8 protein-coding genes are annotated in these 15,624 nt (G+C 40.3%); 7 read left to right on the top strand and 1 reads right to left on the bottom strand.

The window, feature by feature from the left end; all coding sequences use genetic code 11:
* Window positions 1-222: 222 nt before the first annotated feature.
* The 7 genes from LT679_RS09210 (at window position 223) to LT679_RS09180 (ending at window position 14,312) form a co-directional block, all read left to right on the top strand.
* Window positions 223-1,449: a DUF6361 family protein gene (locus tag LT679_RS09210; protein ID WP_232177178.1), complete on the top strand. Its 1,227-nt coding sequence runs from the start codon at window positions 223-225 to the stop codon at window positions 1,447-1,449.
* On the top strand, window positions 1,442-3,232 hold the full coding sequence (locus LT679_RS09205) for a phospholipase D family protein (RefSeq protein WP_232177177.1): 1,791 nt from the start codon (window positions 1,442-1,444) through the stop codon (window positions 3,230-3,232). Before LT679_RS09210 ends, LT679_RS09205 begins: the two co-directional genes overlap by 8 nt.
* A complete protein-coding gene (locus tag LT679_RS09200; protein WP_232177176.1) occupies window positions 3,225-6,467 on the top strand; it encodes a DEAD/DEAH box helicase in 3,243 nt (1,080 codons plus the stop codon). The genes LT679_RS09205 and LT679_RS09200 overlap by 8 nt, the downstream gene beginning before the upstream one ends.
* Window positions 6,468-6,505: 38 nt before the next feature.
* Window positions 6,506-6,964, top strand: a complete 459-nt coding sequence (locus tag LT679_RS09195) for an LAGLIDADG family homing endonuclease (RefSeq protein WP_317206541.1) — start codon at window positions 6,506-6,508, stop codon at window positions 6,962-6,964.
* Between the two features lie 140 nt (window positions 6,965-7,104).
* Complete coding sequence (locus tag LT679_RS09190; RefSeq protein WP_232177174.1) at window positions 7,105-7,740, top strand: hypothetical protein; 636 nt, start codon at window positions 7,105-7,107, stop codon at window positions 7,738-7,740.
* A gap of 189 nt (window positions 7,741-7,929) precedes the next feature.
* Entirely contained in the window at window positions 7,930-12,585 is a 4,656-nt protein-coding gene (locus tag LT679_RS09185; protein ID WP_232177173.1) for a sacsin N-terminal ATP-binding-like domain-containing protein, read from the top strand.
* Window positions 12,585-14,312: an AAA domain-containing protein gene (locus tag LT679_RS09180; RefSeq protein ID WP_232177172.1), complete on the top strand. Its 1,728-nt coding sequence runs from the start codon at window positions 12,585-12,587 to the stop codon at window positions 14,310-14,312. The genes LT679_RS09185 and LT679_RS09180 overlap by 1 nt, the downstream gene beginning before the upstream one ends.
* 49 nt (window positions 14,313-14,361) lie before the next feature.
* On the opposite strand, the gene LT679_RS09175 is transcribed toward LT679_RS09180, so the two are convergent.
* Window positions 14,362-15,492: a tyrosine-type recombinase/integrase gene (locus LT679_RS09175; RefSeq protein ID WP_232177171.1), complete on the bottom strand. Its 1,131-nt coding sequence runs from the start codon at window positions 15,490-15,492 to the stop codon at window positions 14,362-14,364.
* Window positions 15,493-15,624: the final 132 nt, after the last annotated feature.

Below are 15,624 nucleotides of genomic sequence, written 5' to 3'. Positions count from 1 at the left end.
AAGATGTAATTTGGTGTTATTTCAAATTTTTTCAATTGTCCTATCAACTTAAGTATTAAACATTGTATAAGGGAGCAGGATACTAATTACTGTTCGGATAATTATTGCATATTTGATATATTCATCTGACTCCGATGTTGCCTGAATCTTATTTACGGTTTTAAATATTATCGGCACGGCAGCAATTTGGTGTCATTTCTAAAAGTTTTTTTAAATAAACACATGGCTGCTGGTTTAGGCTGGATAGATTTTTCTAAAGAACATCGTGATAGGGTATTTTCTGTGATAGACATGCTCGGAGAACCGGGTACGGTTGATGAGTTAGGCATCGGTGTCGTTCGTGACGCCCTTGCAGACTGGCTTTTCCCCGGGGTCTCCACTATCCAGACAAGACCAAAATATTTTCTGCTACTTCCCCAATTGATACAGGATTATGTGACCGCCTATAAAAATAAACAGGATGTGCCGGCACTTAGTATCTGGTTAAGAGAAAAGGAACACGCGCTGATGCATGAGTTAGCCGAAAACTATAATTACGAGGTTAATAATGGAGTTATTGGTGTAAGCGTCGCGGCTAATGATGGAGAGCTTGCCCGGCGGGCATCTTCAATCTATTGGAATGGGATAAGGATTCATAATATTATCGACACGCATTATTCTCTCAATGATTATTTGCATTACAATACGCTGGCGGGAATGATCCGAAATAATGCGACAGGAACGGAAACCGATGATCCCGATATGTTTTCGGAACTGGATGGGTTTGGACTGAACCTTCATAAATTTCCCGAAACTGATGAACCGCTGAAGCTCGACCTCAGCCGGGATGAAGCGAGTTATCTGCGGGATCAGTTCCGCGCCGATGAAGCTGGGCGAAAGCGGCCGGAGAACATTTTAAGACATTTAATGATTTACGAAGAAGACGCCTCTTTTGCGCGTGAGTCGCCTAACTTTGAGGTTTTTGGAAATCTGCTGCTTGAAGGCGGCCGTCTTAGTGATGCCAGTTCACACCTGCTGCAGATCGCTTTGGATTTTGCTTTTTTGATCCATGCAGCACATATCAGGTTTAATGTTCTCCTGCACAGACAAGCCGGAGTGGAAGGGTTTGATGATCGGTGGATGGAATGGCTTTCCTCTTTTAATACTCAAAAAAGTGTACTACAGCGGTTCGATATTAACTATTTACTGCAGAAAATTGCTCCCAGGACAAAGAAATTTACTCAAAATTTTTTAAGGAAATTTTATGAAGAACTGATGCAGCCTGTGATCAACGAAGCGAAAATTGATGAACTGGTACGCAATCAGGAGATCAACAATAAAAACGAAAAATCGAAACTGGCTTCCCGGTCTGGGGAATATTACGACTGGGTTGGCATTCGGGAAATCCCCTACAGGTTTTACCAGGTAAGAACGATCATGAACGATTTATATTCCGCCTTTAATGCTTGATTTCAAACAAAACCGATTAACTTATAGTGATCTGCTCGCAAGTCCTTCAAAGGATTTCGAACTTACTCACGCTATTGGCACTACTTACTCCCTCGACCTGCTTGCTCTTCTGGCCATACCTGTGGCTATGTTTTACAACAGGTCACTTGACGGTGATTTTTCTAAAACACGGTTTGACGTTCTGGAAGCAATCCGCAAGAGCAAAGAAAGAGTTACGGTATTTTGCCAGCGTGGAAAAATCCATCAGCCGGATTCCTATTCCACTTTGCTTGCATTCATTGAAAACTGTATCGTTGAAGTCTTGCCCGATGATGACCGTAGTTCGTTTCATCCTAAAATATGGGTGCTTCGGTTTGCAGGTAAACGGAAAGTGATCTATCGGATGGCTGTATTAAGCCGGAACCTGACATTTGACCGTTCATGGGATATCTCCTACTTCGCAGAGGGTTCGCCTCAGCCAAATCAAAAAACAGCATCCGGTGAACGATTGGTGGCATTCCTGAAGCATTTTTACGTTAAAACAGGGCAGCAAATGGACAGAAAAATAGCTCGGGAACTGGGTACTGTTGACTTTGATTTTCCGGCAGATTTTAACAGCTCCGCCATTTTTCCAATCATAGGTGGAAGTATGAATGCTGATTTTCCCAATCCTGTATATGCCACCGGATTTGACGAACTTCTGGTTGTGTCACCTTTTGTCGATGATCCCTCGTTAAACGAACTGGTAAGCAGGAACGAAAAAGTTGTTCTTTTCAGCCGGGAAGAAGAATTGGATAAGCTGGATAAAGCTTTGCTTGCAGATATCGAGCCCTTTTATTTTAATAATGCCGTCCGGGACGGAGAGCACACTATTGACAGTGAATCTACCCAGGCTGCTTATCAGGATTTACATGCTAAATTCTATATCGGCCGGCGTAAAAATTTGACCAGCTGGTATTTGGGGTCAGCTAACGCCACTGCTCCGGCAAAAGACCGGAACACTGAATTCCTCATAAAATTAAACGCCAAGTCCCAGAGGGCATCTTATGAGGCAATGATTGAACAGTTATTGAATGAACAAAGCCGAGTCTTTCTGCCTTACCAGAGAAGTTTACGGACAATAGAACCTGAGGAAGAAAGACTGGATCAGCTTCTTCGCCGGTTAAATTATAAATTAAGTGCTGCCGTTTACAAAGGAAGAGTAATAGAACGCCCTGATCAGCAAAACTTCAACCTTAGCCTATCTGTAGATCTAAGTTCTATGACATTCAATACACGGGTGACTTTATCTGTGGCTTTGATACACCGCAGTGAACCTGCCTTTAACCTAAATGCAGGTACTTTGAATGAATGGTTTTTCGAGAATATCGCTATGACTCATCTGTCCCATTTTCTATCAGTTGAAATTGCAGTCGATGGACGCTCTGAATGCCGGATAGTAGTCAAAGCTGATATTAAAAATATGCCTGCCGAACGGGATGATGTGATTTTCAATGAACTGTTTAACAATAAACAGTCATTTTATAAATACCTCCAGTTTTTACTTGCCCCCGATGAATATGATGGACTAATGGATTTGATTGGTGAATCCACTGTTGACGACAATGTTACTGGCGGAAGAGACGGACAGGCAAAGGAATTCAGCCCGCCTATCTACGAATATTTGCTGCTTGCAGCATCGCGTTCTCCGTTAAAACTAAAGGAGATCAATCAGGTAATGATCAGGCTTGAGCGCATGAACAGCGAAATAGTAAGTGATTTTAAGCCGGTTTGGGACGTTTTTAAGCAATTTGCCAATGACTGAAGAAATATTGGGACTGATCTCGAAAATAGATGGCACCCTGAAGGACTTTCAGCGGGCAACTGTAGATTACGTCGTTGGGCAATATTATGACACCCATCGCAAAAAAATTCTGGTTGCAGACGAAGTAGGGCTTGGAAAAACAATCATTGCCAAAGGGGTATTGATCAAATCATTAGCTCGTAGTTATGAGCCTGGCCGGCCTTTCCATGTTATTTATATCTGCTCCAATCAGGTGCTTGCCCAGCAGAATCTGCAAAAACTAAACCCGTTCTGGGAAACCGCCCAGTCGTTCAGTCGGCTGATCTTCCTTGCGTACCGACCGCAGCCAAGCAGTCTGCCGCTGCGATTAAGTTCACTGACACCATCAACTTCGTTCACTCTTACAAAGGGCGTGGGAATTAAGGAGGAACGTGCCATCATACTGAAGTTGCTACATGATCATCTATATTTCAGAAACCGGGAAAGCACGCTGATCAGGATCTTTCGGGGTAACTACCAGGTTGGTGAAGAAAGCTGGAATAATCTTGCGCGTTATTATATAAACCATGGACATGAAAAGCTAAGGCCAGAGCTAAGCAATTTGCTAAAACAGCGGCTGGAAGGTTTGCCATTTGAAAACTGGCGGATGCCAAGAGCAGCAAACCTGATCGGTGACTACCAAATTACCCTATGGGAAGGTATAAGAAGGCTAATAGATCGTTTAAACCGCAACGAAAGGTCAGATCCTCTATACTTTTCAAAGGAACTTGTCCGGGTTTTGCGCTTTGAATTGACGCAAGTCTGTGTTTCATTTTTAGATGCCGATCTGTTCATTCTGGACGAATTTCAGCGGTTTAAGACTTTACTGGATGGCGAGGACGAAAGTGAAGCCGGTGAGATCGCTAAAGAGGTATTGCAGAATGATGATTCCCGGGTATTGCTTTTGTCTGCAACCCCATTCAAGTCATTTACTACCCGTTTAGAAGAATTATCGTATGAAAACCACTTTGATGAATTCAGGAAGCTGATCATCTTTTTGGGTGGTGCAAAGGGCGAAAAAATATGGGCCGACATACAGAAAGACCAGGAGACTTTTTTTCAGTTATTGCGTTTTCCGAAAGAGGCTTTGGCCGACTTTGATCATGCAAAAGCTGTTAAGACCTCCCTCGAAAATCAATTGAAAGCTGTTATGACCCGCAACGAGCGGATGAGCGTTGCAAACGATGATGATGATATGCTGGTTTCCGGAACGCGCGATAAGATAAAAGTCATACCGGCAGACATTAAGAATTTTATTGCTGTCGACCAGGTTACAGAAGAATTAAAAGAATTAATGTCCCATGGCCGGTTTGCAAGCGCTACGATGGAATTCTCGAAATCGGTTCCCTTTCCATTATCGTATCTCCGTGGCTATAAACTGCGTGAGGTATTAAATTCCTACAAGGAAGAAGAAAGCATACGCTCCATTCTCCGGAAAAACAAAGATTCGTTTATCGATTTTAATAAGATAAATAAATACCAGCCTATCGGTATGGTCAATGGTGTCCAAGCTTACCCTAACGGCAAGTTACGCGCCCTGGCAAACGAATGTTTTAGTCAGAATGGAGAATTATTATTATGGATACCGCCTTCTAAACCATATTACAAACCATTTGGTGTATTCAGTAAATCCAATGGATATTCTAAGATACTTGTTTTTTCAGGTTGGGCTATGGTTCCGCGGGCTGTTTCGAGCCTGGTGTCTTACGAAGCTGAGCGAAGGACTATTGCCAAAGAGGATATGTCTGCCAATCAGGAAAAGGAAAAACGTACTTACTTCAAAGACGACAATAAAAGGCATCCGCGTCCGCTGATAACCTATCCTAACAAGGAAGACCGTTTACACATGACCAATATTTGCCTGACGTACCCAGCACAGATTATTCACAATTGGATTGCGAGGGATGGAATACCGTTTGAGGAGCATAATAGCTATCAGGATATAAAAGACAAAACTGCGGACACGATCCGGAGAAATGTGAACGCCACTGGTTTTCAGTCAAAATTTGAAAAAACTGAGCGTCCTGATATTCGTTGGTATTGGTTGTTGCCCGCATTGTTAGACCGCCTTGGAGATCATAAGTTGAATATGGCGTTAATGGCTGGTCAGGGCGCAGTAGGTAAAAGCATGCACTATATTTATCTTCAAAAGTTTATAGGTCAGGTTATCGCAGGCGAAATTGATGATTTAGGCTGCTTTCCGGAAGATCTCTATCAGGTAATTGCTGACATCATTTTAACGAGTCCGGCTAATGTGAGTTATCGTATTTACAAACGTTATTTCCCTGATGAATCAAATATTGGTTTATCCGCCTTTCAAACAGCTGAAGCATTTACCTCGCTCTTTAATAAACCGGAATCGATTTCGATCGTGCGGCTAAGTACCTCAAATGATTTTTATTGGAAACAGGTTTTGGAATACTGTGCTTCAGGTAATATCGAAGCCATGCTGGAAGAATATATTTATCTGCTGAAGGATTGTGAAAACAAACAGTCTGCAGCGGATATTGCCGTTGGTATCGAAAATGTTTTATCAATTAAGACAACGAATGTAAAAGTTGATGACCGTACAGAGTTTTATTCTGACAGGGGAAAAGATATGCGTTGTCATTTTGCGATCAGCTATGGTGATCAGAAAATAAGCACGGAAGCGGGCAGCGAGCGGATGGTCAATGTGCGTGAGATATTTAATTCACCATTCAGGCCCTTTGTATTAACTTCCACTTCCATCGGGCAAGAGGGATTGGATTTTCATTATTATTGCAGGAAGATCGTCCACTGGAATCTGCCTCATAATCCAATCGATCTGGAACAGCGGGAAGGAAGAATAAACCGTTACAAAGCCTTCGTTATCCGTCAGTGTCTCGCAGCCAAAATTCCATTAGATCAATTAGCAAACGGGACAGATAACCTCTGGCCGGCCTTATTCAAATTGGCCGAAGCAACCTTGAAAAAGTCTGGCGATTCAGACATGGTTCCTTTTTGGTATCTTAATGACGGTGAATATAAGATCGAACGATTTGTTCCAATTCACGAATTCAGCCGGGATGAATTGCGTTTTGAACGTATTAAAGATACGCTTTCACTTTACCGTTTAACATTTGGCCAACCACGGCAGGAAGAATTATTGGAGGCCTTCCGTAACGCCGGGTTAACAAAAGAAGAAGTTCAGTTAATCAGGAAATCGTTATTGATAAATCTCAGTCCATATAAGTAATTTACAAACAGCAATTCCTCAATAAATAATTCAATTCTGTGTCCATTCAATTTCAGCATTTTTCCCCGCCAGGTGCCCTTGCATACTACTTGTTGGGATGCTATATGAGTGATGGAAATGTCTTTAAAGATTCGGGCCGATATCGAATATCATTTTATTCAAAGGACAGGGATTTCGTTGAGATGGTTAAAAACTTTATTGACGCTTCAGCAAATGTCAATAAAGAGAAGAATCAGGAATTATTTGTTTTTAGAAAACGCAGTAAGTTTCTTGGCGAATGGATGGAGGCCCATGGCTGTATTCCCAATAAATCGTTGCAGTTGCGGTGGCCGGAGAAATTACCAAAAGCATACTTCAGGGATTTTTTCCGTGGATATATTGATGGTGATGGATCGATTTTTCCGAACAACTCGAAGGGCACTATTTGGGGAAGTGTGAAAATCTGCTCTGGCAGTGAGGGTTTCATTGACGATGTAATCGAGGTTTTACGAGATTAAGGATTTAATTTCAAAAAGGAATCGCGGAACAAAAACCCTTCCAAATATTCAGCTAAAGGAGGATGGGTTCATTATGCCCGTTTGGACAATTCACACGTTAAGCCATTTCTAAACTGGCTCTATTATGAGGAGGCCTTACCATGCCTAAAGCGAAAGAAATTAACGCGGATAAAATTTTAGCATTGTATAGCGACACCACTACTCCCGGAGAATGGAAGGCGAACCAGGCACGCGTGAAAAAACTAAAAAAAGACGGGCATTCAAGAAGTGAGATTAGTAAGCTTACAGGAATGAAGGTCCCATTTATTAAAAAGCACACGACCGGTATTAATACTAACCCAGTTTATTCCAAACATCGCGTAGAAAGACAAAGGAAAAAAGACCTGGCAATAGCTATCTATGAAAGAACTAAGAGCGTTGAGGCAGTTAAAAATGAGATCGGATGTTCCCATAGCGCGGCTTACAGCTATCTAAAAGATGTGCTGGAAAGAGAGGATCGGTCTGAAGATATCCAATTGATAAAAGATCTGCGGGCAAAAGGACTGGCACTTGATAAGATCTGTAAAGAAACCAAGTTTGCCGGGCATTTTGTTAAAAAGCATATTCATGGCACTACTTACTCAACTGGCGACCGCTCAAAAATAACACCTGAAATAGTAACTATCTTAAATTGCTTTTTCGACGAGGGTATAAAAAATGCCGAGATAGTTAATACTCATGGTTATAAGTTAAGTACAGTTAAAAAATATCGCGTTATATGGCGAAATAGCAAATAGTATTTTCCGTCAAAAAAGGGTTGTCAATACACGATAAGTGCCGGGAAGATCATTTCTGATCTCCTGGAATAATTATTGTTTTGAAGAACACCTGTTCGTGTTTTCTATTTTACATAGAATTTGCTCGCATTATGAATTAATTAGCATTTTAGAGTTTTAGTAAGACTTGAATCCTAATCATTTAAGCAAATGTTATCCCGTGAAAGTGCAAAAGCTATTCTTGTAAAATATTGGCGCAATGAAGACCTCAAATTCGTTGCCGTTTATTCTTGGGTTCCGGCGACTTCAGAAGACAGGAAATCCTATGGCGTCTTCCATTTAAAAGCTAACGACAGACAGTTAATTTTTCCATCGGCAGAAGGATATGAATTTAATCGAACGGCGGCAGTCAGAGTATATCGGACTGCCGGGTTTATAGAAGGAAATGTATACGAAGTTACAGTCGATATCCAGGAAGACCAATATCGGCAGAAATATAATCACCCATTCCAGTTAATAGTAACGGATGTCAAAAAGCTGACACAATCACTGGGTGTAATATCAGCCAAAAGTTTTATTGGTGATTGGTTTGGGCGGAAAGGAGAAAATCCGGGAGACGCGGCTTCTATCGCAGCGCAGTTACGGCTTAACCAACTTGAACTTTACACTCAGACCAAGCGCTTTATTTTTGAGCTAATACAGAATGCGGACGATATGCCTATGCCCGACAAGGAGGTGAGCATAGAAATACGTTTGCTCGACAACTTCTTTTTATTTTGTCACAATGGCCAATATTTCAGCCGTGGAGATGTAATGGCAATCTGTGATGCAGCTAAAAGCACCAAGCGTGCAGATGAAACCAAAACTGGTTATAAGGGCATTGGCTTTAAATCTGTGTTTTCTGACAGTGAAACCGTGTATATCTTTTCACAAGATTATTCCTTCAAATTTGATAAATCTGCTGAAATCTACACCAATTTCAGAGATCTGTACAAGCCATACTGGTCAAAGTTTTCGTTTGCAGAGCAAACCAAATTCTTTAAGGAAACTAAAGAAAAGGAAAAGGAGTATACCAACATCGACAATATACCCTGGCAAATTAAGCCGATATGGACTGAATTGACCGAGTTGCCTGAGGAGATCCGTTCGCATTTTTCAAAACGCAACAACGTTAATATCGCCTTAATGGTTGGTGCATCTAAAATCCATGAGAAGCGCTACGATGAGATGATAGCCGGTTTGGTCGATGACCCGCGATTCTTGCTGTTTTTGCGTAATGCCCGAAGGATAAATTACTGGCCTCCTGTGGGAGCAAAGAGAGTAATTGAGGTGGCTAAGGCGAATGACCTGACCAAGGTTTTTTCAGATGGGGTGCTGAAATCTGCTTACAATACTTTCGATGCAGAGATCGAGATCAACAATGATGCGTTTTCAAAGGCCGGCTTTCATTTTGAACATATTAAACTCGAAGAAGGTAAATATGCGTTTAAAGATGCAAACGGTAATATTCTGAACAATATTCCCGAAAAGCTTGGGCGATTGAAAAGCACGGTGTTGTCTTTTGCAGTTAAAAATATTGAAGATAAAATAGAAAAGATCCCGGTAGCGGAATCCATTTTGTATAACTATTTGCCGACATCGGATCAGCGTTATCGCTTTCCGTTCATCATCAATGCCGACTTCATTTCTAAAACGGACAGAGAGGGTATACTTTCAGAAAACGTCTGGAATCATTATCTTTTCTTTAACATCGGCTATGAGCTTACAAAATGGCTAAGCAGCCTTTCGGGAAGCAAGGGATACTGGAGTAGTTACTTAAACATATTGCCTGACGTTCTGCTGGATGAAGAACATGAAGACCTGGGACCGATCAATGCGGCTTTTAATAAAGGCCTGGCATTAGGAATTTCCGAAATTCCCTTTATCCCGACCTATTCTGGTGAAAAATCCTTAGCGGCATCGCTGATGATCGATGATACCGGTCTTGCGGAGGTTATAGGTTGGCCGGCCTTCAGCGATCTTACAGGCACAACGAAATCATTGGCTAATCCGTTGCTGGACAAAAGAAAGCTAAAGACCAAGTATCTGGGCATCGAAGTATTTAGCTATAAAGAGTTAAGGGAAAAGCTGAAAGACCCCGAGACGAGAAGTCGCTTTAACGAAAACCTTAAAAAACTTGATGCGCAGGGAATGCAGGGTTTTATAGGGTGGCTTAACAAAGCCTGCGAAAAGGAACTCACCTTTGCGGATATATCACTAATTAGTTTCATTAGACTCGGAAGGAAGAATGAAATATTCGTCAACCTTAGTGAATTTGGATCTGAGCAGAATCGATTATTTCGTAATGCGTTGACAGGCCGGTTATTTCGACAATTAAGAAAAATCGAGTATGCAATAACTAATTTTAACGTCGATGAATATCCAGAATTACTAGCTGCTCTAAAAAAAGACAACAATACCTATCTTGCCAACGATAAACTTGTTTATAACAGGATAACAGGCTTGTTTTCCGGGCAGTTAACTAATCTGCAAACAGTAGATCGAAAAGAAGTTTTAGAAATACTACGGACGCTTGAAGGAATAGAAATTGGGACGATTGCCAAATTACCCTGGTTCCGGAATAATCTCAGCGAGTGGAAGTCACTACCTGAATTGTATGATAACGAAGATTTTGTTTATCCATCAGCCTTCAATAGCTATTTTATACATCCTGAAGACAAACAAATACTCGGAAAGGCTTATGTTGATCTTACAAAAGGTTTGCCTGACCTTTTAAAACTAGACTCGTTCTTTATCGATATAATGAGCAATGAAAGGTATGATCACAGTAATACAATTGTTGATCTTTTGTCCCGAATGCTCCAAAAGGCGGCTGCCGATTACAACATTTACCCTTTGTTAGCGAAAAAAATCAGACTGGATAGTAAAACGATCGATGGTGACCTTTTCCAGGATACGATCTCGGTTAATTTTATAAATCAACTGAACCTATCTGTTCAGGTTGGCTTCAAATTGAGGGAGCTGTTGCCGAACATAAGTGAGGGTAGTAAAAATTTATCGAAGGTCTTAGAAAAGCTCGCTTTACTTAGTGAAGATGAAAAAGAATCTTTGAGAACCAATGTCTTTGTACTGAAGACCTATAATTCGTCGCTAATTGAATCGGGAATCGTCGCTCAAACAGAAGAGCTATCTTTTATGCAGTTCCTATATGTACTGATACCATATTGGTTCAACAAGCAGACAAGCGCAAGAAGGGTAAAACTTGCAGCACCAAATCCACTTACAAAAGCAGATGAAGGTTCTACAGAGGGTTTGAAGCAATTATTGGATTTTATGTATGAGAACAAGGTACCCAATACGGACTATCAGATCGAATATGAAGGGTCGATTTATCCACTGATCTCAAAAGGATCGATCATTTGCGACGATGCTGATGTTTTATTTGATACAGAGCGGCCAGACGATTATTTAATAAGCTGGATGGACGGAGACGCGAACAAGAAAAAATTCCTGATAGATAAAGGGGCAGTTGACGAAACTTATAGTCATGTTTTATATCGGCAGGCTGTAAGAGATAAGGATATTGATGCGCTGGAGGAACTAACAGGAAAATTAAATAATTCGATCAATCATTTTATCAATACAGCAAGGTTCCTTGAAAATTGTGAAACAAGAGAAGATTTTGATTTTTCCTGGTGTCAAACCCACATTATAGACTTTTATACAGAATTTGCAGCTATCAAGAGCGTAAATTTTGATATCCGTAAATTTCCAGTTTATTCAAACCCGGAACAAGATCTATTTCGGTTGAAATTGCTCAGTAAAGAGTGCTCGTATTACAAGATTCAGACTTCCTGGGGTATTCATAAAACTGAAGTAGCCAGCCATATTTTTAGCAATGATGATTTTCTGATCCCCGAAGACCTGGCATTACCACCAGGATATAAGATGATATCGGCCGTTTTAAAGGAGAGCGTGGATCAAGAGAGGTTAGTGTCCTTATCAAAGCGGCTTGAGGCTGACTTCTATGAGGATTGGGAAAAATATGATGAATATGTGATCAATATCTTCGAGGGTTATTTTATTCCCTATCAGGTTATTTTTGAAGGTGAGGTACTCGCGGATGGTATCGGTACAGGAGAGCGGGTTTGGGAGGCAGGAAAAACGTACTACGTTAGCGCGGGACTGGAGGAGGAAATACCTTTTTGTCTTAAAACGATGAGCGCTAATGATGCAATGTCCCTTGTTCGGGCTAAATTATTTCCAAAAAAATCAGGTTCAAATTCTAAGAATAGCGATGACCTGAGTGAGGAGGAGATCCAGGAATTAGAGCGATTATTTCGGAGAAAACTCTCTTCTTCAGAACTGTCAAGCCATTGGCTGATCGCTTGCTTTAAAGCGATGAAACATTACAAAATACAGGGTTATGATATCAGCTATGTCGAGCAAAATTTCGAGAGCTGCATTAAGAAAAGAATGCTGGAAAAGGTACGGTCAGGCGATGAATATCTAACGATACTTCCCCGTTCTGCTAAGCAGAATTTATTACGTATCACGCTGAACGCCTGGAATGCACTGGAAAAAGAATCAACAGAACTTTTTGTATTAAATAGTAATGGACATCAGATATTTACGAACCAAAAGGATCTGGTGGATAGTTCAGACAATTTGCTTTTCACCATCGCCACGGATGATAAAGACGATAAAATAAAAATCGTTGCCAACCTATTTGATCAGGAATCGATATACGACACACAATATGATAAGTCAGTAGCGGTGATGTTATTGATCCAACTGAAAGGTGGTTCAATGTTTAGTAGCTTGTTCAGCGGTTTTAATAGTAATTCCAAAATCTCAGATTTCTGATGATAACGGTAAATGATCAGGTGAAATTTTTCGATTGGCAGCTAAATGAGCTTGCACTCTCGTGGGAGAGTTATATGAACTCCCGGATGACTGTGTTGTTCACCAGATTGAGAGCCTTTGCGGGAGAATTATCAGCCGTTGATCGAACCAGGGGAAATGTAATTTTCAAATTCTCAAAAGGCAAAGCGCCTCGGCTAGGAACTCCATATTCACTTTATCTTTATAAGACTGAAAATGGAACAGAGAGATTAGGTTCCTGGGATATTAAGTTTAAAGAATTTAGAACAAGTTCATTCTGCCATTATCGTGAAAATTCAGAGCCTGTTCCTGTTTATCATTTGGACAAGGATGACGATGGATTCCATTACTTAGGCTGTGCAAATATCGATATCGAGGTTTTCGATAAGTTCGAATTAGATCTTTCTGCCGGAAAAAGAACTAAAATAATTTTGGGAGAAAAAGAGCCTCCATATCAATTCCTTTTAAATCTCAAAGCTTACGTTTCCGCCATAGGTCAAGACATCCAGTTGTCTGACTATTCGAATGAAAATTACGAGCAGGTTCCGTTCAATGGTGGAAAGATCGATCTGATCCAGAGTGAACTGAATTTGAAAAACTTAGTCATTATACAGGGGCCGCCGGGTACTGGGAAATCTACCCTGACAGCTGATTTAGTTGCACGTGAGGTAAAGAAAGGGAAATCGGTTTGTATAACCGCACTTTCTAATAAAGCCCTGACAGAAATTGCCGGTAAAGCTGGTATTGCGGATCAATCGACCAATTTTCGGGTTTATAAAACCTCTCTGACGAAGAATGAGTTGCAGGCACATCCATTTTTGCAAGATGCGGGTGAAATAATGGCTGTTCCGAAAGCCGTTTTACTCACAACATATTACAAATTGTCCGCGGCTGCGGCAAATGGTCATAAATTATTTGATATTCTTGTTATCGAAGAAGCATCACAAGCATTTCTACCTGTATTGTTTTCATTTACAAACCTTGCCGAAAAGACATTGATAATTGGCGACCCGATGCAGCTGCCGCCAATTGTACTTAATGAAAGCTCCATGACCACGATTCACCCGGAGATGGTCAGATATGTCAATGGCCTGGATACGCTAATGCGAAATTCAGCTAATAAGGCTTTTCTACTAACGGAGTCATTCAGACTTTCTCCTTTTAACGCGAATATGACAGGTTTTTTCTATGACGGCTTGTTAACTGGGCATCAGAACGCACCAAGCGAACTTGTATTGAATGAACGTTTTCAAAAGTATTTTAACGTCGCTGCTCCTCATCAGCTGGCTTTAGCAGATGATCTTTCAGACCGCAATGATCTGGAAATAATAGCTTCTTTTTTGAAGGACTTGTTGACAGAGATCAAAACTCGGAATCCGACATTTTCCATTGCCTTGCTCACTCCTTTCAAAAGAGATGTGCTTTATTTTCAGCAGGAAATAGTACTCAGTCTTGGCAATAACAACAACGGATTAATAATAGAAACGATCGACAAAGTACAGGGGCTCACCGTAGATATTACAATACTTGTCTTGAATATCGACGGGAACCCGAGCTTTGTGTTTAATAGAAACCGGTTCAATGTCGCGACTTCAAGAGCAAGACTTTATAACCTGACAATCACCGACCGAAAGGTGTATTGTCTTAAAGATAGTATATCGCAGGATGTTGATCGTTTTATTCGCGAACTCCCAATGGTTCGTATATAAGGACAATATGTCGTCGCGTCTTTTATTAAAACAGAAAGTTGACTAAGCATCACAAATTATCCCACTTGCTCATTTCTCTTTCTTTTACACTGTCAACAATCTTTGCATAAACTTGAGTGGTCTTTAAATTGGTATGCCCCAATAATTTGCTCACCACTTCTATTGGTATGCCAAGGGTTATTGATACGGTTGCAAATGTATGTCTGGCAACATGACAAGTAAGCTTTTTGGGGATGTCATATCTGACACCTATTTGTTTTAAAACTCGATTAGTTACTTTATTACAGTAAATCCGAAAAACTGATTCAGATGCTTCAAAATTTGCTCCTGGAAGAAGTTGAATGGCTTTTTGAGTAAGAGGGATACTAACTAGACAACCGGTCTTGTGCATTTTAATTTGAAGCATATTTCCGTTAATTGAATTCATTCGAAGAGATTTCAAATCCGAGTATCTTAGTCCAGTATAACAAGAAAATAAGAAATACTTAAGAATCTCTTTTTCAATCGGAACCGTGATTTTACCATTGAGATAAATTTGTGCTAACTTGTTTAACTCCTCTGCGCTAAGAAAATCCCTCTTTCCATCCACTTTTTTAATTGTTACATATTTAAATGGACTCTTCTTCATATAGCCATATCTGAGGGCTACATTCACAAAAGTACGTAATGACCTTAGACTTTTGCTGGCTGTATTTTCATTATTGCCGAGTGTATTTATCATGTAATGATGATAATCATTGATGAATTTTTCAGTGATATCAGAAAAGGAAATTGTTTTTTTAAATTTAAGTAACTTAGTGATTTGTGATTTATAGCTATACCAAGATTCTGATCTTAATCTGGCTCGATTTTCTTTCAGGTGATTTAAAATATAGTCTGTGAAACTATCATCAGATTGTCCAATTGAAAGAATGTGATCTTTGAACTGTTGTAAGGTAATTGGTGAGTCCTCATTCACAAAATTATTGATCAGAAGTTTTAATGCTTTTTTATCGTATGCGTCTAAGATCGCATTGTGTCTCTCGTAAAGCTTATTTGCTTTTTTAACACGTTGTCGACTGACTGACCAATCCTTATTAGGTAGCGCAACCGATGTAGCTATTTCTACCTTTCTGCCACTTTGAAAGGCTCGTAAGTAAACCGGATGAAGGCCGTTTCTATTAGTTTCTGGTTTAAGCACGAAGTTGTACGTTATTTTTTTAATCATAGCATGTGAAGTATTTGTGAAGGGAAAAATAAAGATTTGTTTTGAGTGTTATAAAGCAAGGCGTTAAGCCAGAGGTTCTTAATTATTAAAAATCATCTAAACTAG

It is taken from the genome of Mucilaginibacter roseus (genome assembly GCF_021215455.1).
GTDB classification, from domain to species: Bacteria; Bacteroidota; Bacteroidia; order Sphingobacteriales; family Sphingobacteriaceae; genus Mucilaginibacter; species Mucilaginibacter roseus.
The sequence above is the reverse complement of the archived record's forward strand: the minus strand, read 5'-3'. Positions and strand labels throughout refer to the sequence as shown.